The following is a 25,600-nucleotide window of genomic DNA, read 5'->3' on the forward strand; positions in this document are numbered from 1 at the left end:
GGTGCCGGACTGCCGTGGTGCCGGATGCCGAGTGCGGTCAGTCGCCGGCCCGCGGCAGTGCCGGGAGCCGGGGCTCGCGCAGCCACGCCGTGAACAGGGCGTCCAGCGGGCGCGGGGTGTACTGCTGCGCGAGGGCGGTGAACTGCTCGGTGGTGACGGTGCGGTGGCGGTGCTGCGACGTCCAGGTGCGCAGCAGCGCGAAGAAGGCCGTGTCGCCCATCGTCGTCCGCAGCGCGTGCAGCGTGAGCGCGCCGCGCTTGTAGAGCCGGTCGTCGAACATTCGCCGTACGCCCGGGTCGGCGAGCCGCAGATCCTGCGGCAGTCCGGCGAGCCGGGTGTGCGCACGGGTGGCCAGGACGGTGGCGGGGGCGCCGCCCGCGGCCTCCGACCACAGCCACTCGGCGTAGCAGGCGAAGCCCTCGTTCAGCCATATGTGGCGCCAGTCGGCGAGGGTGAGGCTGTTGCCGAACCACTGGTGGGCCAGTTCATGGGCTACCAGGCGCTCGAAGCCGCGCCGTCCGTCGATGTGGTTGGCACCGAAGACCGACAGGGCCTGCGCCTCGACCGGAACCTCCAGCTCCTCGTCGACCACGACCACCGCGTAGTCGTCGAAGGGGTACGGGCCGAAGAGCTCCTGGAACAGCTCCATCATCTCCGGCTGGCGGCCGAAGTCATGGGCGAACGGGGCGAGCAGGGCGGCCGGGACGGCCGCGGGCTGCGCGATCGGGCCGCCGAGGTGCTCCACCAGCTCGTAGGGGCCGATCTGGACGCTGGCCAGATAGCTGGCCATCGGCGCCCGCTGCTCGTAGACCCAGGTCGTGGTGGAACCGCCGATGGTGCACGACTCCAGGGTGCCGTTGGCGAGCACCGTGCACACCGACGGCGCCGTCACCGCGATGCGGTAGACGGCCTTGTCCGACGGATGGTCGTTGCAGGGGAACCAGGAGGGCGCGCCGATCGGCTGGGCGGCCACCAGCGCGCCGTACTCCAGCGGCTCCCAGCCCAGGTCACCCCAGTAGCGGCTGCGGATCGGCCGCGGGGTGCCGACGTAGCGCACCTCGACGGCGAAGGGCGTTCCCGCGGGCAGTTCACGGGCGGGGCGCACCCGCAGCTTCCCGGCGCGGTGGGTGTAGCGGGCGGGCCGTTTGCCGTCCACCAGGACCCGGTCGATCCGGAACGCTCCGAGGTCGAGGCTGAACTCGGAGAGCGCGTGCTCGGTGACCGCGGAGATCCGGGCCCGGCCGGACAGCCGGTCGGCGCTCGGCCGGAAGTCCAGTTCCAGGTCGTAGCGCACCGTACGGTAGCCGCCGTTGCCGTGCTCGGGCAGGTACGAATCGGTGGAGACGGCCGCCCCGGGCCTGGCCGGGGCGGCCGCACGGCCGCCCCCCGGTGCCTTGTTCACTAACTGCGGGTCCCCTCTGCGTGCCGGTCGGTGTGCCAGGCGGCGATCGGGTTGCCGAGCCAGCGGGTGCCCTCGGGCACCGATTCGCCGCGCATGACGAGCGAGGCGGGACCGATGGTGGTGCGCGGCCCGACGGTCGCGCCGGGGAGCACGATGCCATGCGGACCCAGGGTTGATCCATCCCCCAGCGTCACCGTGTCCATGCGCATGATCCGGTCGTGGAACAGATGGGTCTGCACCACGCAGCCCCGGTTGACGGTGGCCCCGGCGCCGACCCGCACGAGGTCGGCCTCCGGCAGCCAGTACGTCTCGCACCAGGCGCCGCGGCCGATCCGCGCGCCCAGCGTCCGCAGCCACAGGTTCATCAGCGGGGTGCCGGGGACCGATCCCACCAGCCACGGCACGGCGAGCACCTCGACGAAGGTGTCCGCGAGCTCGTTGCGCCACACGAACGAGCTCCACAGCGGATGCTCGACCGTCCGGAACCTGCCGACCAGCAGCCACTTGGCCGCGGCGGCGACCACGCACGCCAGCAGACCCGCGGCCGCCATCAACAGGCCGCCGCACAGGGCGGCGACGGCGAGTCCCGCCGTGCTCACCAGGGCCTCGAACGCGCCCACGAACAGGACCGCGAGGGCGACGGTGCACATGACCGGGACGACCCGGCACACCTCGACGGCGGCGCGCGCCACCATCAGGGCGCGGGGCGGGTCGTAGGTGCGGCTCTGGTCGCCGGCCTCGGCGGCCCGGGGCAGTTTCATCGGCGGCATGCCCAGCCAGGAGCTGCCCGCCTTGGCGCCCTTCGGCGTCGAGGACAGGACACCGACCAGGCCGTTCTTCGGTACCGAGCGGCCGGGCGCGGTCATCCCGGAGTTGCCCAGGAACGCCCGCTTGCCGACCCGGGCGGCGGCGATACGCATCCACCCGCCGCCCAGTTCGTAGGTGGCGACCATCGTGTCGTCGGCGAGGAAGGCGCCGTCGCCGACCGTGGTCATCGCGGGCAGCGCCAGGACGGTCGACGCCTCGACGCGCCGCCCGACCTTCATGCCGAGGGCGCGCAGCCATACCGGGGTGAAGAGGCTCGCGTACAGCGGGAAGAGCACGACGCGGGCGGTGTTCATCAGCCGCTCGGTGGCCCAGGCCCGCCAGGCGACGCCGCTGTGCACGGCGTGATACCCCTCGCGCAGTCCGGTGCCCAGCGCCCTGACCAGGACCAGGACGAGCAGCGCGTAAGTGGCCAGCGACACCACCGTGGCGAGCGGTACGGCGATCAGCGCGGCGGCGAGCGCGGCGCCGGGCGCGGACTCGCCGCGGACGAAGAACAGCAGCGTCAGCAGTCCGGGCAGCGCCGCCAGCGCGGGCAGCAGGCCCAGCGCGGTGGAGGTGAGGCCGTAGACCAGGGACCACCCACGGGTGCGCGGCGGGCGGCTGCCGGGCCAGCGGTGGGCGGCCTTGCCGGAGCGGGCCGCCGGAACGCCCGACCAGCGCTGGCCGGCCGGCACCGCCCCGGTCACACCGGAGCCCGGCGCGATCTCGGCGCGCTTGCCGACGCGGGCGCCGGGGAAAAGGGTGCTGCGCGCGCCGACCGTGGCCGCCGCGCCGATCCGGATCTTGCCGATGTGCAGCAGGTCCCCGTCGAGCCAGTGGCCCGACAGGTCCACCTCGGGTTCGACGGCGCAGCCCTTGCCGAGCCGCAGCATCCCGGTGACGGGCGGCAGCGAGTGCAGATCGGCGTCCGCGCCGATCCGCGCGCCGAGCGCACGGGCGTAGTGGGTGATCCAGGTGCCGGTCAGCCGGTTCGCGCCGACGCGCTCGGCGAGGCGTTCCGCGGTCCACAGCCGCAGGTGGACGCTGCCACCGCGCGGATAGGTACCAGGGCGGACGCCGCGCAGCAGCAGCCGCGCGCCGCCGGCCGCGACGGCGACCCGGCCGGCCGAGCTGACGCACAGCACCCAGCCCAGTGCCACCCACCACCAGGACACGGCGGGCGCCCACGGGAAGTCCCCGTACCGGGCGAGCACGTTGTTCAGCGCGGCGACGCCCACGGCCCAGCGCAGCCCCGAGATCGTCAGCAGCGGAAGCATCAGCGCCACCTGTACGGCACCGGCGCGGCGCGGGGTGGGCTGTACGGTCCGCACGGCGCTCTCACGGGCGTCCGACGCCTCCAGGACGCGGGCCAGCGCGCCCAGCGACGGGTTCTGGTAGATGTCGCTGACGGAGACGTTGGGGAAGCGCGCCCGGATGAGGGCGACCAGGCGGGCGGCGCCGAGGCTGCTGCCGCCGATCGCGAAGAACTCGGCGTCGGCGGTGCCGACGGAGGTGCCGAGGATCTCGGCCCACTGTTCCGCGAGCCACCCCTCGGTGCCTTCCAGCGGGCCCTCCTGCCCGGAGGTGTCCACGGTGGGCAGCGGCCAGGGCAGCGCGGCCCGGTCGACCTTGCCGGAGGTCCGGGTGGGCAGGGTGTCGACCACCGCGATGAGCGGCACGAGCGAGGCGGGCAGCGCCTCGCGCAGCCGGCGCAGCGCGTCGACGGGGTCGAACACCCCGCTGACGGCGCCCACTTCAGCCTCACCGGCCTGGGCCTCGTCGGTCTGGGCCTGGTCTGTCTGGGTTTCGTCGGCTCGGGTTTCGTCGGTTTCGGACGGCTCGCCGGCCTGCGCCGCGCCGTCGGGGGCCTTGTCGTCGCCGACCGGGGTGTCACCGGCCGTGTCCTGCGCCGCGCTCACCACATAACCGACGAGGATCTGGTTGCCGCCCCGGGTGGTGCGGACGGCGGCCGCGGCACCGGCGACGTTCGGCAGCGCCTGCAGCGCCGCGTCGACCTCGCCGAGTTCGATCCGGCGGCCGCCCAGTTTGATCTGCTCGTCCGCCCTGCCGACGAACAGCAGCCCTTCGGCGTCGGCACGGACCAGGTCACCGCTGCGGTAGGCGCGCTCCCAGCCCAGCGAGGGCAGCGGCGCGTACTTCTCGGCGTCCTTGTCCGCGTCGAGGTAACGGGCCAGCCCGACCCCGCCGATGACGAGTTCGCCGACCTCGCCCATGGGCACGAGCTCGCCCCGCGCGTCCACGACCGCCAGGTCCCAGCCATCGAGCGGCAGCCCGATCCTGACCGGGCCCTCGCCGGTGAGCTGAGCGGCGCAGGCGACCACGGTGGCCTCGGTGGGCCCGTAGGTGTTCCACACCTCGCGGCCCTCGACGGCCATCCGCTCGGCGAGTTCGGGCGGGCACGCCTCGCCGCCGAAGATCAGCAGCCGGACGTCGTCGAGCGCTTCCGACGGCCACAGCGCCGCCAGGGTGGGCACCGTCGACACGACGGTGATGCGCTGTTCGACCAGCCACGGGCCCAGGTCGAGCCCGGTGCGGACCAGTGACCGCGGCGCGGCGACGAGGCAGGCGCCGTACCGCCAGGCCAGCCACATCTCCTCGCAGGAGGCGTCGAAGGCGACCGACAGCCCGGCCAGCACCCGGTCGCCGGGGCCGATGGGCTCCTCGGTGAGGAAGAGCCCGGCCTCGGCGTCGACGAACGCCGCGGCGCTGCGGTGGGTGACGGCAACGCCCTTGGGCTTGCCGGTCGACCCTGAGGTGAAGATGATCCAGGCGTCGTCGTCGGGTCCGGGCCGCCGGCCCACGACGCCGTGCGGGGTACCGCAGGGACGGAACTCGCGGTGCGCGCCGATGACGGCGCTCACTCCCGCTTCGGAGAAGACCAACTCGGCGCGTTCGTCGGGGTCTTCGGCGTCCACCGGCACATAGGCGGCGCCTGCCGCCAGCACCGCGAGGATCGAGACGTACAGGTCGTTGGTGCCGGACGGCACCCGGATGCCGACCCGGTCGCCGGCGCCGATGCCGGCCGCCGCGAGCCGCAGCCGCATCGCCTCGGTCTCGGCCGCCAGGGCGCGGTAGTTCAGCGCCGTGGAACCGTCGTCGACGGCTGGGCCATTCGGGTGTCTTCGGGTGGTCTCCGCGAGGATGTCGAGCAGGGTCCGCTCGGGCGCGGGACCCTTCCCGGAGAAGACCGCGCGCGGTGGTGCCAGCAGCTCGGCCGGGTCGATCAGGGTGTCGAGCGTCAGCTCGGGTGCCTCTGCCAGCGTCATACAGCGCTCCCGTTCCCGGCCGGGGTGAAGGACGGCGGCGCACAGCGCGCGTCGATCCGATCAGTGCCGGCCAGGAACGGACGCATGTCTTACCCTCCGAGGTACGTGGACTGCTTGCCGGGTGCCGCGGGCGCGCTCCGAGGACGGACCGTCCCGGCCCTCCGGGTGAGCGCCGTATCCGGGTTTTCCACCGGGGCCGCGCTGCGCTCGGGCTCCGCGGCAACCGCGCCGTGGCAAGGGGGTCGAAGGGCACGTTACCGGTGCAAGGTGAACACGGCCTGTCGGGTTTGACCCGAGTGGCCGGTATCACAACAGCCGTGACCCGCCTCGGTGCAGTCGTTCAGCTCCGGCTCAGAAGCCGAAAACCGCCCCGGTACCCCCTGCCTTGATGCAGGAGTTCGCGTAGGTGTGGGAGTACGAGACGCGTTGCCCCTGCCACACTCCGTCCGCGGTGACCACCACCGGATCCCAGATCTTGGGGCAGATCCGGTTGGGGTCGGAGGCTAACAGCGCGTCGAAGTTCCCGCCCGCCAGGGTCAGTTCCGTGCATGCGGCCTGTGCGTCCGGGTGGTCGCCTCCGGCGGTGGGGCGACAGCGCAGCAGCACGGCCCGCTGGACAGCGGCGGTCGCGGCGTCCTCGCCCTTGCCGATGGTCAGCACCATCGACGAGGGCGCGTACAGACTGTGCGGCTGGGCGGATTCGGCTCGGGCGGTCCCACTGGTGCCCGCCACGCAGCTGAGAGCCAGGGCGGCCCCCACTCCGATCGCACCTAGGGTGTATCGCATTCCGAACACTCCTTCTCCGTTGGTTGCAGATAACGGACAGGAGTATTACGGAGGTGTTTCGTGGCCGCACTTCGAACGACCACTTCCGGTCGCGTTGTGTGATCGGACGATGGCTCATTGTTCGATACGGGCAGCTCAGTGGCCGCCCCGAACGCACTCGGCGAACCGTCCAGCATGCGGACACCCGCGCGTGGCGCGGCCACTGAGATGTCCGTGAGCTGGGAGAACGTCGGGCCCTGAGTGTTCCCGGCCCACCGCTCTCGACCTGAAACCACCGCTTTTCGCGTTCGAAAGGGGGGTCGGCGGTACGCCAGGCGTCGCAGACAGGGACGGGTCAGGTGGCCGAGCCGGCGGCGGCACCGGTCTTCAGGTCCGGACCCCAGCGGTCGAGCGACTCCTGGAGATCCAGCGCCCGCAGCTTCGGCTCGTCCCCGGCCGGCCAGTCCTCGCGCGGCACCCGCCACATGATCTCGAACTCGTTGCCGTCGGGGTCCTTGGCGTACAGGGACTTCGACACTCCGTGGTTGGTCGCGCCGACCAGCGAACCGCGCTCCGTCAGCTTGGCGGCGGTGTCGGCGAGTTCGCCGAGCGTGCCGACCTCCCAGGCCAGGTGGTAGAGGCCGACCCGGCCCTGCTCGGGGCCGGGGGCGTCCGCACCGATCGCGAAGAGGCCGAGGTCGTGGTCGTTGAGGGTGTCCTGGGCGCTGAGGAAGGCGGCCCGTCCGGGGATCTCCACATCGATCTTGAAGCCGAAGACATCGGTGTAGAACTCGACGGCGCGCGCGACATCGCGGATGTAGAGCACGGCGTGGTTGAGGCGGCGTACAGGCATGGTGGCGCTCCTGGTCGGACATCGGTCGGCCCCGTGGTCGGCGGGCCTGTTCCGACGGTACGCCGACTCAGTTGAAACTTCAAGCAATCTGCACTTGAAGGTTCAAGTACTCAGTGATGAGCTTACCGGGTGCGCCGTCCGCGACGCCTCAGTGCACGGCGTCGGAGAGCCGGACGAACCGGTGGCCGGCCGCGAGCAGCGCGGGCAGGGCACGGGCCATGCCCTCGGCCGTACCGCCCGCGGGGTGGTTCATATGGCCGATGACGACCGATCCGGCGGTGGCCGTGAGGGCGGCGCGGCGCACCTGGGCAGGGGTGAACGTGGCCCCCGCGTCGGCGTTGACGCTGAATCCGGCGAACCGCTCCCCCAGTTCGGCGACGATGCGCGCCGCGATGTCGTCGCAGTACGCGGTGCCGGAGCGGAAGAAGCGCGGCGGATGTCCGAGCAGGGCGGTGAGCTTGTCCTGGTTCCCCGCGACCTCGTCGAAGACCTCCCCGGCGTCGCGTGTCCCGGCGATGCCGTACGCGGAGCGGCCCGATACCGACAGCGGCCGGTGACGCGTCCCGTGGTTGGCGATCTCGAACAGCGGATCGCTCGCGAGCTGCTCGAAGTGCGCGCGGTTGGCGTCGATCCAGCGCGCGTTGAGGAAGAGCGTCGCGGGCACCTTGCGGGCTCGCAGCAGGTCGATCAGCTCCCGGTCGTAGCCGCCGCCACCCGGTCCCCCGCAGGCGTCGAAGGTCAGCGCTATCGCCCGTCCCGCGGCGGGCGGCAGCTTGGTGACCACCCCGGGAGCGGTGAAACCCCAGCCGGTGGGGGTCATCCGGCCGTAGCGGGCGACGGTCGCGGCCCGGGTCACCCGGGGAGCCGGCTTGGGCGACGGGGTTGCGGGGGACGGTGGCGCGACGGACGGCGTGGGGACCGTGCCGGGGCCGGATCCGGGCGGGGACGACGGGTCCTGCGACCGCTCGGCGGGGCCGGGAGCCGACGTGCATCCCGTCAGGAATCCGCCCGCCACGGCTGTGAGTACCCATCGGCGACCCAGCGACATCCGTTCCCCCGTACATGATCCACAACGCACTCGCCCGGCCGCTACCAGCCAATTCCGATGACCATACGATATGACCGGTCGAGTGACGGCAGAAGATCGCGGAGCCGGAGTGTCGGCACGGCCTCCGGACACCCGGCGCCCGGTTTACGGAACTTTCGTCCCCGGCAGCGCGTCCAGTAGACCGGAGGAGACGATCTCCGCGGCAGGACACAGTGGTACGGGAACGGAGCTCTTGGTGTACATCGGCCTTCTGACAGCCGTCGCGGCATCGGCCTGCTACGGCACGGGGTCGGTCCTACAGGCCGTGGGATCACGTAAGTCGGCCCGACGCGAAGCGGCCGCCGCCTCCACCACCGGCACCACCGAGCACGGCGGCCCGAGCCTCTCCTCCACCGCCAAAGCCGCCGTGACCTGGGAATTCATGCTCGGCACGGTGCTGGACTTCATCGGCTTCGGGCTCGGGGCGCTGGCCGCCCGGCTGCTGCCGCTGTTCCTCTCCCAGACGGTGATCAGCGCCAACCTGGTGATCACCGCGGTGCTGAGCATCAGGATGCTCGGCATCCGGCTGAGCAGGCCCGAGTGGATCTCCATCGGCGTCGTCTGCTCCGCCCTGGTGCTGCTGGCCACGGCGGCGGGTCCCGAGGGCAGCGGTCACACCGCACGCGCCACCCACTGGTGGCTGCTCGTCGCCGCCGTGACGATCATCGGGGCCGGCAGCCTGCTGGTGCGACGCCTCGGCGCACGCGGCGCGATCCTGGCCGGTCTGCTGTCCGGGCTGGGCTTCGGCGCCCTGGGCGTCGGCGTGCGAGTGCTGGACGGCGTGGACCCGTTCGACCTCCCGACGCTGCTGGCGGACCCCGCCCTGTACGCGATCCTGGTCGCCGGCATCGGCGGCATGTACCTGCACACGGTGGCCCTGCAGATCGGTTCGATCAACGGCGCCACGGCCGCCCTGGTGGTCGGCGAGACCGTGGTCCCGGGCATCCTCGGGGTCCTCTGGCTCGGTGACACCTCCCGCGACGGCTTCGGCTGGGTGGCGATCGCCGGCTTCGTCCTGGCCGTGACGGGCGCGGTGGCCGTCGCCTGGTACGGGCAGCCGGAGAGCGCCGACGCCGCGGAACCGGCGGCCGAGCTCGCCCCCGCCGGAAGCTGACACGGCCGCGGAGGGGGGTGCGCGGTCGCGCGCGGCCACTGGGCGTAGCGTCGCGGGGGTTGAGCACGAAAGAGAAGAGGGACCCGCCATGGGTGAACTGATCCTGGTCCGGCACGGCGAGACCGAGTGGAGCGCGTCGGGGCAGCACACCAGCTACACCGACCTCCCGCTCACTCCCCGGGGCGAGGAGCAGGCCCGCGGTCTGGCACCCCTGCTGGCGGAATTCCGCATCGCGCTCGTCCTGACCAGCCCGTTCGGACGCGCGGTGCACACGGCCGAGCTGGCGGGCCTCGGGCACACCACCGTGGATCCCGATATGCACGAGTGGGACTACGGCGGCTACGAGGGCATCACCACGAACGAGATCCACCGGACGCGGCCGGACTGGGACCTGTGGACCGACGGTGTACCCCCCGGTATCCCGGGACACCCCGGTGAGCTGCCGGCGGAGGTCGGCGCGCGCGCCGACCGGGTCCTCGCCCGGGTGGACGCCGCGTTCCGCGACCTCGGGGACGACGGGGACATCGTCCTGGTGGCCCACGCCCACTTCCTGCGGGTGCTGACCGCCCGCCGGCTGGGACTCCCGCCGGCGGACGGCGCCCTGTTCCAGCTGGCCACCGGGACCGTCAGCCGGATCGGCACCGAGCACGGCCGTCCGGTCCTCGTGTCCTGGAACCGCATGCCCTGAGCCGCACCGGGCAGTCGCACCGTGCGGGCCGGACGATTCGGGGACACGCCGGGTCACCCGGAATGTCGCCCTCTGTGCACGAGGCGTCCGCACCCCCGACACTGAGGCGAAACACCCACTAGGGAGCGGGTATGACGGTGACAGCCGACCGGCAGGTATCCCGCCTCACCTCGCCCTGGACGCGCGGCCTCGCCGCGGCCGCTGCGGGCGCGCTGCCGGCGCTGGCCTTCCCCGCGATGTCGCTGTGGTGGCTGGCCTACGTGGCGCTGGTGCCGTGGATCCTGCTCGCGCGCTCCGCGCCGACGGGCCGCCGCGCCGCGCTCGACGGCTGGCTGGGCGGGGCCGGCTTCATGCTGGCCGTGCACCACTGGCTGTTCCCGAGCCTCAACGTCTTCATCGTCGTGCTGGCCCTGCTGCTGGGGACCCTGTGGGCGCCGTGGGGCTGGCTGCTGCGGCGGACGCTGGGCGGGCATCCCGGACCGCGGCGGGTGGCCGCCGCCCTGGTGCTGGCGCCGTGCGGATGGCTGATGGTCGAGCTGGTGCGCTCCTGGCAGTACCTGGGCGGACCGTGGGGGCTGCTGGGGGCCAGCCAGTGGCAGGTCGCCCCCGCGCTGCGGCTGGCGTCGGTCGGCGGGGTCTGGCTGATCAGCGCGCTGGTCGTGACGGTGAACACGGCGGTGGCGGCGCTCATCGCGGCGCCCTCCGTCCGCGCCCCGGCCGGCGCCGCGCTGGCCGCGGTGGCGGTCGGCACGACCGCCGTGTGGCTGGGCGCGCCGGTGCCCGACCGGACCAGGACGGTACGGATCGCGGTGGTGCAGCCGGGCGTGATCGAGGGGGCGGAGGCCCGGTTCGACCGCGAGGAGCAGCTGACCCGCACACTGGCCGGGCAGCGGGTGGACCTGGTGGTGTGGGGCGAGAGCAGCGTCGGCTTCGACCTGTCGTCCCGGCCGGACCTCGCCGACCGGCTCGCCGCGCTCGCCCGGGAGGCCGACGCGGACGTCCTGGTGAACGTGGACGCCCAGCGGGCGGACGGGCGCGGGATCTCCAAGACGTCGGTGCTGGTGGGAGCGGACGGCATCACCGGCCCGAGCTACGACAAGATGCGTCTGGTGCCGTTCGGCGAGTACATCCCGTTCCGCTCGGTGCTGGGCTGGGCCACGTCGGTCGGCAAGGCGGCCGGCGAGGACCGCAGGCGCGGCGACCGCCAGGTGGTCATGACCGCGGGGAACCTGCGCTTCGGGCCGCTGGTGTGCTTCGAGGCCGCCTTCCCCGACATGAGCCGGAAGCTGGCCGACGACGGGGCGCAGCTGCTGGTGGCGCAGTCGTCCACCTCGTCGTTCCAGGGCAGTTGGGCGCCGCCCCAGCACGCCTCGCTCGCCGCGCTGCGGGCCGCGGAGACCTGGCGTCCGATGGTGCACGCCACCCTGACCGGGGTGAGCGCGGTCTACGACGGTCAGGGGCGCCAGGTGGGCTCGTGGCTGGGCACCAGCGCGAGCACGGCGGCGGTCTACCAGGTGCCGCTGTCGGAGGGCCGCAGCCCGTACGTCCGGTTCGGCGACTGGGTGCCGCACCTCGCGCTGCTGGTCGTCCTGCTGGCCGCGGGGTACGAGGTCTCGCTGCGGGTCAGGCGGACTGCTCGCGAATCGCGGTGACGATCCGCTCGCACAGCTCATGGGTGCGCAGCGCGTCCTGGGCATCGAGCAGCTTGCCGCTGCGCACCGCGTCCAGGAAGACCAGGATGATCTGCTCGATGCCGCGCTGGCGGGCGACCGGAACCCAGTCGCCGCGGCGGCGCAGGGTCGGCTGGCCCTTGTGGTCGATGACGTCGGCGAGGTTGACGACCTGGCGCTTGGTGTCGTCGCCGCTCACCTCGAGGATCTCCTCGGTGGAGCCGCTCATCCGGTTCATCGTGCCGATGGCGGTGAACCCGTCACCGGACAGCTGCAGGACGACATGGTGCAGCAGACCGTCGCGGACCTTGGCGCGGACATCGGTGTGCTCGATGGGCCCGGGCGCGAGATAGCGCAGCGTGTCGACGACATGGATGAAGTCGTCGAACACCACGGAGCGGGGCTCCTCGGCGAGCCCGACCCGGTTCTTCTGCATCAGGATCAGATCGCGCGGGTGGTCCGCGCACTGGGTGTAGCCCGGCGCGTAGCGGCGGTTGAAGCCTGCCATCAGGCTGACCCGGCGCTGCTCGGCGAGGTTCACCAGGTGCCGCGCCCCGTCGAGGTCGGGCGCGAACGGCTTGTCGACGTAGGCCGGGACGCCGGCTTCGATCAGTGCCTCGGTGATCTCGACGTGCCGGTCGGTGGGCGCGTGCACGAAGGCGGCGTCGAGCCCCTGCCCGATCAGCGCCTCCAGGCTGGTGTGCCGGTGCGGCAGCCGCAGGGCGTCACCGACCCGGTCCAGGGTGGCGGGGGTACGGGTGTGCAGATGCACTTCGATCCCCGGCTGGGCGGCGAGCACCGGCAGATATGCCTTCTGGGCGATGTCACCGAGGCCGATCACCCCGATTTTCAGGGGGGCGTTGCCGGATCCCATGTGCCTCTCCCGTTCTGCCGCTACCGCTTCGACCGCGCCCGCCGCCGCTGCCGCGCGCGTCTCCGCCCGCGTCACCGTGGCAACAGGTCTGATGTGTTCTGGCAGCATACGGGGCCTGCCGGAGCCGTCCTCCGGCGGTGTCACTCCGCGTCACTCCTGCGGGGAATACCCAACGGTGCCGCCGACCGGCAGAGTTGTCCGAATGCGTCATTTAGCAGCAGTAGTGCTCATTGCGGCGGCCTCGGCCGTCACCGGGTGTACGACGGTGCCCTCGCAGCCCGCCCCCGGCCCCTCGTCGGCGCCGGCGCTGCCCGTCCTCCCGCTCCCCCAGGACCGGACGGTCGTCCGGCAGCCCGACCAGCAGTCGCTCGCGACCGTTCCGGTGGAACCGGAGCCCGGTCCGCGGACCTCCGCCGCGGCCCCAGCACCGCCGCGGCACGTGCGGCGCCATCACCGGGCGCGGACCCCGGTGGAGCCCGCCGAACGGGATCCGGTGCCCGCCGCCAAGGCCGCTCCGCACCCCCGCCCGGCGGCGTCACTGCCCGGCGGGGCGGGGGTCTGCGCGCTGGGCGAGACCTACGGCGGCTGGGCCAAGGACAGCGACGCGGCGCGGATCTGCCACGAGTCCTACGGACGGTGACCGGAGCCGTCCAGCCTCAGCTCCATCCGCCCGATCGCGGCCCGCAGGCCGTCGCCGTAGTCGTCGTCACCGAGCGCGCCCGCAGCGCTCCTCGCCCGGACGAGGTGGTTGCGCGCCAGCTCCCGCTCGCCGACCTTCAGGTAGTCGGCGGCGAGGTTCAGGTGCAGTGACGGATAGAAGCCCCGCACGGCGAGCGACTCGTGGTGCCGGCCGGTGCGTTCGTCGGAGAGACCGTCGGCCGCCCGCAGGGCTCTGAGGTCCCACTCCAGTTCGTCCTCGGGATCGTCCTGGGTGTCGGCCATGAAGTGCGCCAGCGTGCAGCGGTGGAGGGGATCGCCGTCCTCGCCGATCTCCTCCCACAGACGGCCGAACCGGGTCCTGGCCTCTTCACGGTCGCCGCCGTGCAGCAGCATCATGACCTGGCCGATCCGCGTCATGACCGTGTCCTGGCCGACACCCCAGCTCTGTTCCTGATCCGTCACTGCCGCCTCCTGCGCCCCGCGGGCGTCCCGTTCCCGCTGATCCTGCTGACGCTAGCCGCAGGGTCCGGAAAACCCGGTCAGGCGCGGACACCGAGGTCGGGCACCCGCCAGTCGATCGGGTCGTGGCCCTGGGCCTTGACCGCGTCGTCGATCTGCGTGAAGGGGCGGCTGCCGAGGAAGAGCTTCGCGGACAGCGGTGAGGGGTGCGCGCCCTGGATCACCGTGTGCCGCTCCGTGTCGATCAGCGGGAGCTTCTTCTTGGCGTAGTTCCCCCACAGCACGAACACCGCCGGGTCCGAGCGGTCGGAGACGGCCTTGATCACCGCGTCAGTGACCTTCTCCCAGCCCTTGCTCTTGTGCGAGTTCGCCTCGCCCTCCCGCACCGTCAGCACCGCGTTGAGCAGCAGGACGCCCTGCTCGGCCCACGGCATCAAGTAGCCGTTGTCCGGCACCGGGTGGCCGAGCTCCTCCTTCATCTCCTTGAAGATGTTGCGCAGCGACGGCGGGGTCCTGACGCCAGGGCGCACCGAGAAGCACAGCCCGTGCCCCTGTCCCTCACCGTGGTACGGGTCCTGGCCGAGGATCAGCACCTTCACCCGGTCGAAAGGCGTGGCCTCCAGAGCCGCGAAGACCTCGTCCCGGGGCGGGAAGATCTTGTGCGTGGCCCGCTCGGTCTCCACGAACTCGGTGAGCTGCTGGAAGTACGGCTTGTCCAACTCCTCGCCGAGGACGTCCTGCCAGGAGTCGGGCAGCATGCTGGGCACGTCAGGAACCTCCGGTACACGATCCGTTGCTGGTACTCAGAACGTACCGGGAGGCACTGACAACGCGCTCCGCGGGTGCGTACGCGACGCCCGGCGGCACACGGGGAAACAGCTGAGCCGGGCCCGGGCCGAAGCCCGGACCCGGCCCGGACAGCGGACTCAGGCGACGCCCGCGTGCAGGAACAACCCGCCGTCGACGACGAGGGTCTGGCCGGTGATCCACCCGGCCTGCTCGGAGAGCAGGAAGGCGGCGGCGCCGCCGATGTCCTCCGGGACGCCCAGCCGCTTGAGCGGGTAGCCCGCGGCGGCCTCCTCCTCGCGGCCCTCGTACAGCGCCGCGGCGAACTTCGTCTTGACCACCGCCGGGGCGATGGCGTTCACCCGCACGCCCGGCGCCATTTCGGCGGCGAGCTGGATCGTCAGGTTGACCATGGCGGCCTTGCTGATGCCGTAGGCGCCGATGAAGGGCGACGGGGCGAGACCGGCGACCGAGGCGATGTTGACGATCGCCCCGCCGTTCTCCTTCTGCCAGGCCTTCCAGGTCTGCTGCGCGAAGCCGAGCGCCGAGATCACATTGGTCTCGAAGACCTTGCGCGCGACGTTCAGGTCGAGTTCGGCGATCGGGCCGAAGACCGGGTTGGTGCCCGCGTTGTTCGCCAGGAAGTCGACGCGGCCGAACGCCTCCATGGTGCGTTCGACGGCGACGGCCTGGTGAGCCTCGTCGTGCGCCTTGCCGGCCACGCCGATCACCCGGTCGGCGCCGAGCTTCTCGACGGCCTCCTTGAGCGCGTCCTCGTTCCGGCCGGTGATGCAGACGCGGTCGCCACGGGCCACCAGGGCCTCGGCGATGCCGTAGCCGATACCGCGGCTGGCGCCGGTGACGAGCGCGACCTTGCCGCTGTCGGTGGGAATCTCACGTGTCATGGTGCTCAGATCTCCGATGCGCGTCAGTTGAGCGGGCCGCCGGCCACGTACAGGACCTGGCCGGAGACGAAGCCGGCCTGCTCACCGGTGAAGAAGGCGATCGCGTTGGCGATGTCGTCCGGGTTGCCGACCCGCTGGACGGGGATCTGGGTCGCGGCGGCGGCCTGGAACTCCTCGAAGCCCATACCGATCCGGGCGGCCGTGGCGGCGGTCATGTCGGTGACGATGAAGCCGGGCGCCACGGCGTTGGCGGTGACGCCGAACTTGCCGAGCTCGAAGGCCAGCGTCTTGGTGAAGCCCTGCAGACCCGCCTTGGCGGCCGAGTAGTTGACCTGGCCGCGGTTGCCGAGCGCGGAGCTCGACGACAGGTTGACGATCCGGCCGAAATTGGCCGCCACCATGTGCTTCTGCACCGCGCGGGACATCAGGAAGGCACCCCGGAGGTGCACGTTCATGACGGTGTCCCAGTCGGTCGCGCTCATCTTGAACAGCAGGTTGTCGCGGAGCACACCCGCGTTGTTCACCAGGATGGTCGGCGCGCCCAGCTCCTCCGCGACCCGGGCCACCGCCGCCTCGACCTGCGCCTCGTCCGATACGTCACAGCCGACCGCGAGCGCCCTGCCGCCGTCCGCCGTGATCTGCTCGACGGTCTCCTTGCAGGCACCCTCGTCGAGGTCGAGTACGGCGACGGCGCGGCCCTCGGCCGCCAGCCGCTTGGCGGTGGCGGCGCCGATGCCGCGCGCGGCCCCGGTCACGATCGCGACGCGCTGCTCGGTCGTGGACATGCAGTCTCCTTGCCCTCAGATACGGCGCCGCGCGGAATCCCGCACGGACTCCGCACATGAGCAACCGCTTAGTAGGTTAGTTGTCGAAACCGTAGGAGCCCTGTGACCCGCTGTCAACGGAACCCCTCGCGAGTGTGTTTCAGCGCACCAGGAGACCGAGCAGCCGGTCCACCTCGGCCTCCGGGTCCGCGGTCAGCCCGGTGTGGATCGGACCCGGCTGCACCACCGTGCTGCGCGGCGCCGTGAGCCAGCGGAAACGCCGTCCCGGGTCGTCGCCGGCCGCCTGCCCGGCCCGTTCCCCGCCCTCGCACACACCCTCGTACCCGCGCAGCGCGGCGCGCACCCCCTCGACGTCCACCCGCTCGTCCAGACAGCGCAGCCGCGCCTCGTCCAGATGGATCCGCGCGCCGACGAACGACCGCGCGCGGCAGTAGACCAGCACCCCCGCGTTGATCATCTCGCCGCGCTCGATCCGCGGGACGACGCGCACCAGCGCGTACTCGAACACATCCCGGCCACTGCCCCGGTACCCGCTCACTTCGCGGCCTTCCCGTCCACCCAGGTGCGCAGCCAGTCCGGCGCGTCCTGCTTCGGCTTCTGCCCCGCCACGAGGACGATCCGCTCGTGCACGGAACCCGCGCGGGCGAGCAGCACCCGCTCGTACGCCCTGCGCACCTCGTCGGGACCGTCGAAACCGGGCTCCCCGTCCAGCCACTCGTCGGGCACCAGCGCGGTGACCTCGCGCAGCAGCTCCTCGGTGACCTTGGGCGCGAGCTCGGCCGCGGCGGCGGCCGGGTCGGGCGAGAACCGGGACAGCGCGTGGTCGGCGGCGTCGAAGGGCTTCGCCGACGCCTGCTCGGCCGTCTTCCAGTTGTGGTGCCAGATCAGTGAGGCGCCGTGGTCGATGAGCCAGAGGTCCTTGTGCCAGATCAGCAGATTGGGGTTGCGCCAGGACCGGTCCACATTGCCGATCAGGGCGTCGAACCAGACGATGCGGCCGGCTTCGGCCGGCTCGATCTCGAAGACCAGCGGATCGAACCCGAGCGAGCCCGGCAGGAAGTCCATCCCCAGATTGAGGCCACCGCTGGACTTGAGCAGATCCTGGATCTCGGCGTCGGGCTCGCCGAGCCCGATCACCGGGTCGAACTGGAACCGGACGAGTTCGGGGACGCGCAGTCCCAGCCGGCGGGCCAGCTCGCCCGCCACGATCTCGGCGACCAGCGCCTTGCGGCCCTGCGCGGCGCCGGTGAACTTCACGACGTACGTGCCGAGGTCGTCGGCCTCGACCACCCCCGGCACCGAGCCGCCCTCGCGCAGGGGGGTCACATAACGGATTCCCGTTACCTCATTCAGCATATTCCCAGGCCGCCAGACTCGTTTGCCTTACAATCCATGCCAAGCTCTCACCGCTCATACCTGGGGGTTTTCTCCGCAATCAGCCTTGGGGAGAATCTGGGGAGTTTCGGCTGCCAGGCCGCTCCCCCGCCCCTCAAGCAGTTCGTCGATCGCTGTGCGCCCCTTGCTCCCGGCCTCTGGCATGAAGTGAGCATAGTAACCAAGCGTGACAGCTGGCGAGGAGTGCCCGAGCCACCGTGCCAACGTCACGACGGACTCTCCTGCTTCCAACATGATCGAGGCGTACGTGTGACGTAGCACATGGAAGCCGTCCTTCGGCGCCGCCTCCCACTGCCACGGCTTCGCGCCCTGGGGCCGCGGAGGAATGATTCCGGCCCTGGCCAGCGCGGGCTTCCAGCTGTAGGTGTTCCAGGTGTTCACCGCCACGGCGTTGCCGAATCGCGTGGTGAGCAGAAGGGAGAACTTCCTCATGGTTCGGTCCGCCCCCGGCTTCTCCCACGGAAGCTCCACCTCCGCCGGCGGGAACGACGCAACGTGAACCCTCAGTTCCTCGGCCACCGAGGAGGGCAGGTCGACGGTGCGCGTCTTCTTACCCTTTGGCAGGGCGAAGTACAACTTCCCGTTGATCGCCTGGACTTGGCGGCGGACATGAACTACACCTCGCGCGTAATCAATGTCCTCCGGGCTCAACCCGAATACCTCACCCTGACGTAGTCCGCACCCCAAACCGAGTACGACGGATATCCTGTTTCGCTGGCTAATCCCGTCCCGAACGCGGCGCGCCGTCTCCAGCGACCAAACCTCGCGTCGCTCCCTCGGCGCCTTGGGCCACCGCACAGACTTCGCATGCATGGGGTTTCTAGCAAGCCGCTTGTCATCGACGGCCGCCTCCAGAACACTGGACAGCTCGGACAAGATGCCACGTCGGTAGTCGACTGAGGCGACGGTGGCCTCCAACTTTGCGATGTAGGCGCGCAGCTCTGTCGCCGTGATGTTTTTCAGCGGTAGCTGGCCGAGATGCGGGACGATGTGAAGCCGCGCTCTCCGCTCTTGGTTCTGCTGGGTCTTCGGGGCTCCTCCTCTGCCCGGTGCCCAGTGCATCGCGATGTAGTCGACCAGGGTGATGGATCCGTCGCGCGGGTCCACGAACTCCCCGCGTTCCTCATCGGTAGCTGACCGGCGGAGCCACGCCTTGGCGTCCTCCAGGGTGTCGAAGGATCTATCCCGGATCCCAGCAATGCCAGCGACCTTGTATCGCTTGCCCTTGCCGTAGCGAGCGGTTCTTTCCCTTCTACCGCTTATCGGGTCCTTCTTCTTCTTGATCCAACGGTCCTCTACATAGCCGGCCAGGAGAGTCTCCTTGTTGAGGCGGGTGGAAGCGGCGCTCTACGATGTGCGCGCGTCAGGCATTGCAGGTGTGACTGAACCGATGCTGCGGAGCAGCGATCAGGGGGTTCAGGGATGTGTTGGAGCGGGAGTCCGCCTGCTCCTGTTCGCAGATCCAGGCGTTGAGGGACTCCCGCCGATACATGACGCGGCCTCGCGGCCCCATGCGGAAGCTCGGCGGTCCCTGCCGCCGATGACGCCAGACATAGAGGGTGTGCGGTGAGAGGCCGAGATACTCCGCGGCCTCCTTCACGCTCAGGAAGGCCGCGTGTGCTGCGGCCTGGGGAGTGGGGGCAGCAAATGTCGTGGGCAACGATCGCGCAGGCATCGGTGGTTTTCTGTGAGGTACGGAACGGCAGGGGGCGGTGGGCAGCCCCGAATATCTCCAATGGTCTGCGGGAACGCCGGTTTGGCTAACCGGCGATCGTCGGCTATGTTGCGCGCCACATCCCCGGGTTCTGACGCCCTTCGGACTCCTGGGTCAGGAAGCCAGCCGGTACGAACGCAAGGCCGGAGTCACGCCGTCCGTGACGAGCACCAGAAACCCGTCGTGAATGAGGCGGTCAAGATTTCGCTCCACCACGCGCACAGGAGCACCAACAGCGTCGGCCACATGCGGAGTTGAAGTTCCGGGATGGACAGCGATGTGCGCCAGCGCTGCTCGGTCACGGCGATACTCGCGTTGTAGGAGATCTTCCCCGAGCAAGCCGGCCGCGCAGACGCACAGGCACAGCGCGGTGGACACGGCGCCGTAGTCCCCCACCTTCGGGCCGCTCCAGGCATTCAGCACGCCGAGCGCGAAGAGGATGGGGGAGGTGAAACGAGCGGATCGAAGGATGGGGTCCGACAGTGGTGCTTCCTTGAGCAGGGAGCACGCCCGCGCGGTAAGCCCGGTGGGACATCTGGGTCCCGCCGTAGGAGCCCGCCTGGCCTGGCTGCCCTTGTATTTTCGGTACGTTGGATGTTGACATGCCACTGGCGGGAGGTTCCAGTCCTTTGGAGTTGTTTCTTGTCTGCCGTGGGCGAATCTCTCAGCCCCCTGCCCCGATTTCACATACCGCGGGCCTACGAAGTCACGCGAATCGTCGAAAGCTCTACCAGAAACCCCTTAGCAGCCTTATCGAAAAGGGCTGGTATTTGCAACCGGGCGGATGAATACAGGACCCGTCCGCAATCTGATGCCGACGGCGATTGAGCAGCGGAGAGCCGCGCCGGGACGCGAAGGTCGAGATACTTGTCCTACACCGGGCAGGGTGTGGCTGTCTGAGGTCGAGACCTGGCACAAGGACCGGCCACGGTGTCGGGTGAGCCGTATGATTTCAGGCCATGGCGCCGACGGTGGTACGTCGATTGGCAGGCCCTGGCATTGCGACCTCTGGGAACCCAGCGCCATTTGTTGCGGCATTGGGGGAACACTCGCCTCGGCTGCGGTCGCCGTCCGCGGTTGGTGACCGTCGTAGCGAGCCAACAGGCGACGGCCCGAGGGCCAAGACAGTCACACGCCGGTGCACGCCAGCGGTGCAGCAAGGTTCGACGACCTCAGTGGGCGTTTACAGAGGGTTATTCCGATGTAAGTCTTTTGCGTGTGTCATGGTTTGACGCTGTTCATAGCTGTAAGAGATGAACAGCCTCGCCCGAGCCGTGGAGGTAGGGCGCCCGTATCGCTCGCTTCCGTGCCCGGAAGTCCGTCTGGTTTGAAGATGCCACAGAATCGCCTGATCACCAGCGGAACTAAGCTCTCCGCGTCGCACATGATCACGCTACGCCGTGAGCGAGCGCAAGCCGTACCCCAGCGACCTGTCCGAAGCCCGATGGGCCTTGATCGGGCCGACGTTGACGGCCTGGAGAAAAGCCAGGCTCGACCGGAGGCCCACCGGACAGCCGGCCAAAGTCGAACTGCGTGACGTCTTCAATGCGATCCTCTACGTCAATCGAACGGGAATCCCCTGGAAATACCTCCCGCACGACTTCCCGAACCACGGCACCGTCTACTCCTACTACGCCGCCTGGCGCGACGAGGGAATCCTCGCCCAGCTCAACTACGACCTCACCGGCCTGGCCCGCGTGAAGGAGGGGAGCAAGCCCGAGCCGACCGCCTCCGTGATCGACACCCAAAGCGTGAAGACCTCCCACAACGTGCCCCTGACCAGCCAGGGAATGGACGCCGCGAAGAAGATCGTCGGCCGGAAGCGAGGCATCCTCACCGACACGATCGGACTGATCCTCGCCGTGACCGTCACCGCCGCCAGCCTGTCGGAAAACGCCGTGGGATTACGCCTGCTCGACCAGGCCAAGAAGACATACCCGACCATCTCCAAGAGCTGGGTCGACACCGGCTTCAAGAACGCCGTCGTCGAACACGGCGCCAACCTTGGAATCGACGTCGAAGTCGTCAACAGAAAATCCGGAGTTCGAGGTTTCCACGTCGTCAAAAGGCGCTGGGTGGTTGAACGAAGTTTGGGTTGGATCATGATGCACCGACGTCTCGCCCGCGACTACGAGACCCTCACCTCCAGCTCAGAAGCCATGATCCACATCGCCTCGATCGACAACCTCGCCAAGCGCATAACGGACGAGACCACACCAACCTGGCGAGGTACCTACTAGGACATAAACGGCAATCTTCCTAGATCAAATGCCCTCTGAGATCGGGGCGCCTGCGATGCCCCGCAGAAGGTCCGGCATCGGACTGCCCGGGAGGTCACGTTATCGGCTGCCTCTGGCACCGATCCTGCACACATGCGTGTTGATGAAGGGGCCGGCGGCCTACGGTCGGCAAGGATCCGCAGGTGCGCGGGGCCCTGCACTGTGCCCGGTCCGGGCACAGTGCAGGGCGTGTGGCACGGCTCGCTATGGGTTCCTCAGAGTTCGCGCCTCGGTCGGAAGGAGGCGCGGCTCAGCAGGTGCAGTTGCGGATGTTGTGGGAGCCGGCGATGCCGTCGGCACCTGTGGGTGACGTCCGCGACGTCTGGTGTGCTGTTAGCAGGGCAGGGTGGTGTGTCCGGCGGCGCCGGTGGCGCCCGTGATGCCGTCCGCGGTCAACGTGGCAGCGGTGCCGTTGCCACCGTCGTTGCCGGGACACACCGGGCTTGCGGCGCCGCCGGCGCCACCGGTCCCGCCCTTGTGGGTACCGCCGGCTGTGGACGCGCCGCCCTTGCCGCCCTTGCCGCCTCCGATGCCGGTGCCGGCGTCGCCTACACCGCCCACACCGCCTTTGCCGCCGGTGCCGCCCTGGTTGGCAGCGCCCCCCGCGCCACCTGTGCCGCCGTTGCCGTTGGCACCGCCGGCTCCGCCCGCTCCACCGGCGCCACCGGTGCTTCCGAGGCCGTCGCCGTTTCCGCCGCCGCCGCCGTTACCGCCGTTGCCGTTCGCACCGGCCGCTCCACCAGTGCCACCCAGACCGCCGAGACCGCCGTTGCTCCCCACTCCGTTGGCGCCGTTAGCACCGGGGACGCCCTGGGCGCCCAGGTTGCTGTGGGTCCGGGAACCGTTCGCGTCGGAGTGGGCCGACGCGGACGCCAGGGTGGGGGTGGCGAGGCCGGCCACGGCGATCGCACTGATCAGGAGCGTCCGGGCAAGAGCGTTGGTGCGCAAGATGCGCATGAGGTACGCCTTTCGGTTTGTGCGCTCGGAGATACTCCCCGACCGGCACACCCACAACGTAGGCGGCAATGGCCCCACCTGCGCAGCACTAGATGATCAAATGTCTTGAAATAGAGAGATTCAGTGATGTCTGGCTGTAATTGCCCGCACCGAGAGGGTCGCCGCTGGGCCGATGGAGCACGCTCCGCTACCGGCAAGCGGTTGTCGGCTGGACTCTGGCCGCTGCTCTGCAGGGGAGGACTGCCGGGAGATGCCGACCGATGCGTCGTCGTGCGGCCGCATCTGCGACCTGGGAAGAGAAACGTGCCCAGCGCCGAGGCCGGTCGGTCGAACGTGTGTAGGCTGTTCGCTTTTTGAGTCCTCGTCATAAGGCCGAAACTCATTCGGCCTGCTTGAGAGTGCGGAGGGGGTGGGAGCGTGGTCGGCTCTGGTGGGGCCGCCCGTGGCCTGCCGTAGGACAAGTAGCCATCGCCTGCCGCGTGGTGGTGGGCCCGCCCTACGAGGCTCTGATCCGGCTCTGGTTCTGCCCTGTGTGGGTGCGTCCCCTTATGTGTGAGGAGTTCATTGCATGAAGCTTCGTCGTTCAGTCGCTACGTCCCTGGCCGCTTCGTTCCTGGTGGTCAGCGGTGGGTTGTTGACCGCGCCGTCAGCCGCCGCCGCTCCCGTTCCCCCCGATGCCGCAGCCTGCGTGGGTCTGCTCCAGGACGCGGCCACCAAGGCCGCATCCTTCGCGGCCGCCAACGTCACGGCGGCGGCCAGCATGGCCGCCGCCCTGGTCATCGCTGCCAACCCGGCCGCCGCCCAAGCCACGGCAGCGGAAGCCCTCAAGGCCCAGGAGACGGCAAACGCCGCAGCGGCGGAGGCCCTCAAGACCGCAGCCGCCGCAGCCGGCTGCGTAGTGCCAGCTCCTGTCCCGCCGCTCCCCACCCCCTGACGCTCCCCCCCAGGAGCACCACGCCGCCCATCAGGCGACGCTCCGTAGGAGACCGGCCTTGCGCGTGCGCTCGGATGCGCTGCGAGGTGGCTCTCGACGCTCATGCGTTCCCGCAGCCGGCAACGCATCGCCCCTCGCTGTGCCGCGGATGCCGGCCGGGGCACACCGCCGCCATGAGAGTCGGCTCGGTGAGCCGACTCTCATGGCGGGAAGCTGGGCGGTTTCGTCACGCCCCGGAGTGTGAGTGCACCAGGTGTCCTTGCGGCGCGATGTCGGGGGGCACCTGGGTGTGGCAGGTCACGGTGTGCCGTTGGCCCCGTTCGCGCAGGGGCTGCCGCCGCCGAAGGTTCCGCCGGTGCCGCCGGTGCCGCCGTGGAAGAGCAGGCCCCCGGTGGCGTTGCCGCCGGCGCCGCCGATACCGCAGGCGCCATCTGCGCTGGCACCGGACTTGGCGCCGCCGTTGCCTCCGTTGCCTCCGTTGCCGCCGGAGTTGAGGAGGCCTCCGGAGCTCAGGCCCCCGGCCCCGCCGATGCCTGCGGCGCCGCCCGGGTAAGCGCCGCCGGTGCTGCCGTTGCCGCCGTTTCCGGCCTTTCCGCCCTTGCCTCCGTTGCCGGAGCTGTTGATCCCGCCGGCGCCGCCGTTGCCGCCCGCGCCGCCGCCGTGGCCGATGCCACCGTTGCCGGCGTTACCGCCCGCACCACCTGTCGATCCCCCGGCGCCACCGATGCCACCGCGTCCACCTGCGCCGGCGTTGGCGCCGGAGTTACCGCCCGAACCACCCGTGCCGCCCGCACCACCCTTGGTGCCCGCGCCGCCTGCTCCACCCGCGCCGCCCGCGCAGTCCCCGGTTCCGGTCGCGGGACCGCCCGCGGTGCCGGGATAGCCGGCGGGGTGGGCGGCGTTGCCGTTGGCGCCGGCGACACCCGCGGTGCCGGCGGTGCAGGCCAGCGCGGACGCTTCGGCGGGAGTGCCGAGGAAGAGCGCTGCGCCGGCGAAGAAGGTGGGGAGGGCAAGGAGAGCGGCGGTCTGTTTCCTGTTCACAGGGTTCCTCTAGGTCAGGGGGTGGAGCCGAGGCGCGACATCAGGCCGACACGGCACCGAGAAGGGAATAGATGTTCCCCAAATGGTTTTCCGTGCCGCATGCCGCCGGGGCAGTGCGCAAATTCCAGGCTCTTCCCATAAGACACGCATGACCAAATATTTGTAATGGTATGAGGAGTGCGATCTCCATCGATATTTGCCCGGTGGGGCAGCACTTCATCTGCGGTAGAAGAACTCCCCCGAATCACATGTTTTCCCTAGGCTCGTTGGTTTGACTGCCAAACGCCGATGAGCGGTTACGACGTCCCAAATTTTGAGACTTGCAGCACGCTGAACTGCGGTTTCCGTCAGGTTGCGGCAGCCGAAAGGCGATCCTGGCCACCCGGCGCCCGGCGCCCCATGAGCGCGCCGGCGCAGCGCCAGGGCAGGTAGAGCCGGGCCGCGCTGACACCCTGCGCCGACCGCTCACCTTTTCTTTGTTTGAGCCGAGATGGCCGAATACACGGCATCGCCAAACTGACAGCACCCAGGCCGGAATGTCACAGGACAGAACGGCTAGAACCCTCCGGCTCGACGCCGAACCGAGGGCGCTGGAGGCCTACGAACGGGCCGTCATCAGCGTCAAACTGACCGAAATCCGGTAGCTGATCATCGGAACGGTCGCCGCCCCGCCGCCAGGTGCGGGTGATCTACGCACCGGAGTCAGCACCGGAACCAGTCGAGTGGACGATCCCAGCGAAGTAGACCAAGCACACCGACGCACCGACGAGGACCTCGGAGGATGGAGGCTGCGAGCGGGGCGGCGGGATGCCGGGGGGAAGGCCGGCACCGCGCCCGTGACTACAGGCCCAGGTGGGGCACCGCGGTAACCAGATCGGCCCACTCACGGTCGTGCTGACCCGGAATCGACCGCCCGCTCTGCCGCCACCGGGCAGCCAGCTCCGCATAGATCGGCGGTTCGTCCACGCGCAGGACCGTTTCCCCGCCGTCGCCGGTTGTCCTGCGCCGCCGACCGGTCGGGATCACGGGCCCCTGCATGACTGTCACTCCCAGCCAACGACCGCGCGCCCGAACAGCAACCCTCTCCGGCCGCCCACCACCCCACTGGGGGCCCACGACGTCACGACGTTCACGCGCG

Annotated in this window: 23 protein-coding genes; 6 read left to right on the plus strand and 17 right to left on the minus strand. The window is 70.4% G+C overall.

The window, feature by feature from the left end:
• Positions 1 to 37: 37 nt before the first annotated feature.
• From C8250_RS07575 to C8250_RS07595, 5 genes are all read right to left on the minus strand, one after another.
• Positions 38 to 1,402, minus strand: coding sequence for a M1 family metallopeptidase (locus C8250_RS07575; protein ID WP_138356878.1), 1,365 nt, complete (start codon positions 1,400 to 1,402; stop codon positions 38 to 40).
• On the minus strand, positions 1,402 to 5,496 hold the full coding sequence (locus C8250_RS07580; protein WP_232485639.1) for a Pls/PosA family non-ribosomal peptide synthetase: 4,095 nt from the start codon (positions 5,494 to 5,496) through the stop codon (positions 1,402 to 1,404). Before C8250_RS07580 ends, C8250_RS07575 begins: the two co-directional genes overlap by 1 nt.
• A 351-nt stretch (positions 5,497 to 5,847) precedes the next feature.
• Positions 5,848 to 6,282 carry a subtilase-type protease inhibitor gene (locus C8250_RS07585; RefSeq protein WP_138356877.1) on the minus strand — a complete coding sequence of 145 codons (435 nt, stop codon included), beginning with the start codon at positions 6,280 to 6,282 and terminating at the stop codon, positions 5,848 to 5,850.
• 334 nt (positions 6,283 to 6,616) lie between these two features.
• Positions 6,617 to 7,114 (minus strand): VOC family protein, encoded by a 498-nt coding sequence (locus C8250_RS07590; protein ID WP_138356876.1) that lies wholly within the window; start codon positions 7,112 to 7,114, stop codon positions 6,617 to 6,619.
• Between the two features lie 148 nt (positions 7,115 to 7,262).
• The gene (locus C8250_RS07595) at positions 7,263 to 8,129 is read right to left on the minus strand and encodes a polysaccharide deacetylase family protein (protein ID WP_244809016.1); all 867 of its coding nucleotides are present in this window, start codon (positions 8,127 to 8,129) and stop codon (positions 7,263 to 7,265) included.
• A gap of 268 nt (positions 8,130 to 8,397) precedes the next feature.
• Between C8250_RS07595 and C8250_RS07600 the strand changes: the two genes are divergently transcribed.
• The 3 genes from C8250_RS07600 to lnt all read left to right on the plus strand — a co-directional run bounded on the left by C8250_RS07600 (position 8,398) and on the right by lnt (position 11,655).
• Complete coding sequence (locus tag C8250_RS07600; RefSeq protein WP_138356874.1) at positions 8,398 to 9,315, plus strand: hypothetical protein; 918 nt, start codon at positions 8,398 to 8,400, stop codon at positions 9,313 to 9,315.
• 88 nt (positions 9,316 to 9,403) lie between these two features.
• Positions 9,404 to 10,003 (plus strand): histidine phosphatase family protein, encoded by a 600-nt coding sequence (locus C8250_RS07605; RefSeq protein ID WP_138356873.1) that lies wholly within the window; start codon positions 9,404 to 9,406, stop codon positions 10,001 to 10,003.
• Positions 10,004 to 10,134: 131 nt separating this feature from the next.
• Positions 10,135 to 11,655, plus strand: coding sequence for an apolipoprotein N-acyltransferase (lnt, locus tag C8250_RS07610; protein WP_138356872.1), 1,521 nt, complete (start codon positions 10,135 to 10,137; stop codon positions 11,653 to 11,655).
• Here the strand turns inward: lnt and C8250_RS07615 are convergent.
• A complete protein-coding gene (locus tag C8250_RS07615; protein WP_138356911.1) occupies positions 11,627 to 12,526 on the minus strand; it encodes a Gfo/Idh/MocA family oxidoreductase in 900 nt (299 codons plus the stop codon). The two genes, lnt and C8250_RS07615, sit on opposite strands and share 29 nt — an antisense overlap.
• A 286-nt stretch (positions 12,527 to 12,812) precedes the next feature.
• Here C8250_RS07615 and C8250_RS07620 point away from each other — a divergent pair, with 286 nt between their 5' ends.
• Positions 12,813 to 13,187 (plus strand): hypothetical protein, encoded by a 375-nt coding sequence (locus C8250_RS07620; protein WP_187144768.1) that lies wholly within the window; start codon positions 12,813 to 12,815, stop codon positions 13,185 to 13,187.
• Here the strand turns inward: C8250_RS07620 and C8250_RS07625 are convergent.
• The 9 genes from C8250_RS07625 to C8250_RS07665 all read right to left on the minus strand — a co-directional run bounded on the left by C8250_RS07625 (position 13,175) and on the right by C8250_RS07665 (position 19,674).
• Positions 13,175 to 13,669 carry a hypothetical protein gene (locus C8250_RS07625; RefSeq protein WP_138356870.1) on the minus strand — a complete coding sequence of 165 codons (495 nt, stop codon included), beginning with the start codon at positions 13,667 to 13,669 and terminating at the stop codon, positions 13,175 to 13,177. The genes C8250_RS07620 and C8250_RS07625 overlap by 13 nt on opposite strands.
• Before the next feature lie 77 nt (positions 13,670 to 13,746).
• Entirely contained in the window at positions 13,747 to 14,424 is a 678-nt protein-coding gene (ung, locus tag C8250_RS07630) for a uracil-DNA glycosylase (protein ID WP_138356910.1), read from the minus strand.
• Positions 14,425 to 14,592: 168 nt separating this feature from the next.
• A complete protein-coding gene (locus C8250_RS07635) occupies positions 14,593 to 15,357 on the minus strand; it encodes an SDR family oxidoreductase (protein WP_138356869.1) in 765 nt (254 codons plus the stop codon).
• A 23-nt stretch (positions 15,358 to 15,380) separates the two neighbouring features.
• On the minus strand, positions 15,381 to 16,142 hold the full coding sequence (gene fabG, locus C8250_RS07640; RefSeq protein ID WP_138356868.1) for a 3-oxoacyl-ACP reductase FabG: 762 nt from the start codon (positions 16,140 to 16,142) through the stop codon (positions 15,381 to 15,383).
• A 139-nt stretch (positions 16,143 to 16,281) separates the two neighbouring features.
• Complete coding sequence (locus C8250_RS07645; RefSeq protein WP_138356867.1) at positions 16,282 to 16,680, minus strand: DUF3037 domain-containing protein; 399 nt, start codon at positions 16,678 to 16,680, stop codon at positions 16,282 to 16,284.
• Positions 16,677 to 17,498 (minus strand): HipA family kinase, encoded by an 822-nt coding sequence (locus C8250_RS07650; RefSeq protein WP_138356866.1) that lies wholly within the window; start codon positions 17,496 to 17,498, stop codon positions 16,677 to 16,679. Before C8250_RS07650 ends, C8250_RS07645 begins: the two co-directional genes overlap by 4 nt.
• Positions 17,499 to 17,552: 54 nt before the next feature.
• Complete coding sequence (locus tag C8250_RS07655; RefSeq protein WP_244809017.1) at positions 17,553 to 18,644, minus strand: tyrosine-type recombinase/integrase; 1,092 nt, start codon at positions 18,642 to 18,644, stop codon at positions 17,553 to 17,555.
• A gap of 256 nt (positions 18,645 to 18,900) precedes the next feature.
• Complete coding sequence (locus C8250_RS07660; protein WP_138356864.1) at positions 18,901 to 19,212, minus strand: helix-turn-helix domain-containing protein; 312 nt, start codon at positions 19,210 to 19,212, stop codon at positions 18,901 to 18,903.
• 153 nt (positions 19,213 to 19,365) lie between these two features.
• The gene (locus C8250_RS07665; protein WP_244809018.1) at positions 19,366 to 19,674 is read right to left on the minus strand and encodes a MarR family transcriptional regulator; all 309 of its coding nucleotides are present in this window, start codon (positions 19,672 to 19,674) and stop codon (positions 19,366 to 19,368) included.
• Between the two features lie 977 nt (positions 19,675 to 20,651).
• Here C8250_RS07665 and C8250_RS07670 point away from each other — a divergent pair.
• A complete protein-coding gene (locus C8250_RS07670) occupies positions 20,652 to 21,491 on the plus strand; it encodes an IS5 family transposase (protein ID WP_138356863.1) in 840 nt (279 codons plus the stop codon).
• A 372-nt stretch (positions 21,492 to 21,863) separates the two neighbouring features.
• On the opposite strand, the gene C8250_RS07675 is transcribed toward C8250_RS07670, so the two are convergent.
• Positions 21,864 to 22,487, minus strand: a complete 624-nt coding sequence (locus C8250_RS07675) for a hypothetical protein (RefSeq protein WP_138359681.1) — start codon at positions 22,485 to 22,487, stop codon at positions 21,864 to 21,866.
• A gap of 568 nt (positions 22,488 to 23,055) precedes the next feature.
• On the opposite strand from C8250_RS07675, the gene C8250_RS07680 reads away from it, so the two are divergent.
• Entirely contained in the window at positions 23,056 to 23,421 is a 366-nt protein-coding gene (locus C8250_RS07680) for a hypothetical protein (RefSeq protein WP_138359325.1), read from the plus strand.
• A gap of 297 nt (positions 23,422 to 23,718) precedes the next feature.
• On the opposite strand, the gene C8250_RS07685 is transcribed toward C8250_RS07680, so the two are convergent.
• Positions 23,719 to 24,462 (minus strand): hypothetical protein, encoded by a 744-nt coding sequence (locus C8250_RS07685; protein ID WP_187144769.1) that lies wholly within the window; start codon positions 24,460 to 24,462, stop codon positions 23,719 to 23,721.
• Positions 24,463 to 25,600: the final 1,138 nt, after the last annotated feature.

This window comes from Streptomyces sp. So13.3, assembly GCF_005860785.2.
Classification (GTDB): Bacteria; Actinomycetota; Actinomycetes; order Streptomycetales; family Streptomycetaceae; genus Actinacidiphila; species Actinacidiphila fildesensis.

Excerpts from the sequence above, each read along its gene's own strand:
- lnt (WP_138356872.1), top strand. The coding sequence starts at position 10,135 with ATGACGGTGACAGCCGACCGGCAGGTATCCCGCCTCACCTCGCCCTGG.
- C8250_RS07680 (WP_138359325.1), top strand. The coding sequence starts at position 23,056 with ATGAAGCTTCGTCGTTCAGTCGCTACGTCCCTGGCCGCTTCGTTCCTG.
- C8250_RS07675 (WP_138359681.1), bottom strand. The coding sequence starts at position 22,487 with ATGCGCATCTTGCGCACCAACGCTCTTGCCCGGACGCTCCTGATCAGT.
- C8250_RS07650 (WP_138356866.1), bottom strand. The coding sequence starts at position 17,498 with ATGCTGAATGAGGTAACGGGAATCCGTTATGTGACCCCCCTGCGCGAG.
- C8250_RS07660 (WP_138356864.1), bottom strand. The coding sequence starts at position 19,212 with ATGCCTGCGCGATCGTTGCCCACGACATTTGCTGCCCCCACTCCCCAG.
- C8250_RS07605 (WP_138356873.1), top strand. The coding sequence starts at position 9,404 with ATGGGTGAACTGATCCTGGTCCGGCACGGCGAGACCGAGTGGAGCGCG.
- C8250_RS07585 (WP_138356877.1), bottom strand. The coding sequence starts at position 6,282 with ATGCGATACACCCTAGGTGCGATCGGAGTGGGGGCCGCCCTGGCTCTC.
- ung (WP_138356910.1), bottom strand. The coding sequence starts at position 14,424 with ATGCTGCCCGACTCCTGGCAGGACGTCCTCGGCGAGGAGTTGGACAAG.
- C8250_RS07580 (WP_232485639.1), bottom strand. The coding sequence starts at position 5,496 with ATGACGCTGGCAGAGGCACCCGAGCTGACGCTCGACACCCTGATCGAC.
- C8250_RS07590 (WP_138356876.1), bottom strand. The coding sequence starts at position 7,114 with ATGCCTGTACGCCGCCTCAACCACGCCGTGCTCTACATCCGCGATGTC.
- C8250_RS07635 (WP_138356869.1), bottom strand. The coding sequence starts at position 15,357 with ATGACACGTGAGATTCCCACCGACAGCGGCAAGGTCGCGCTCGTCACC.
- fabG (WP_138356868.1), bottom strand. The coding sequence starts at position 16,142 with ATGTCCACGACCGAGCAGCGCGTCGCGATCGTGACCGGGGCCGCGCGC.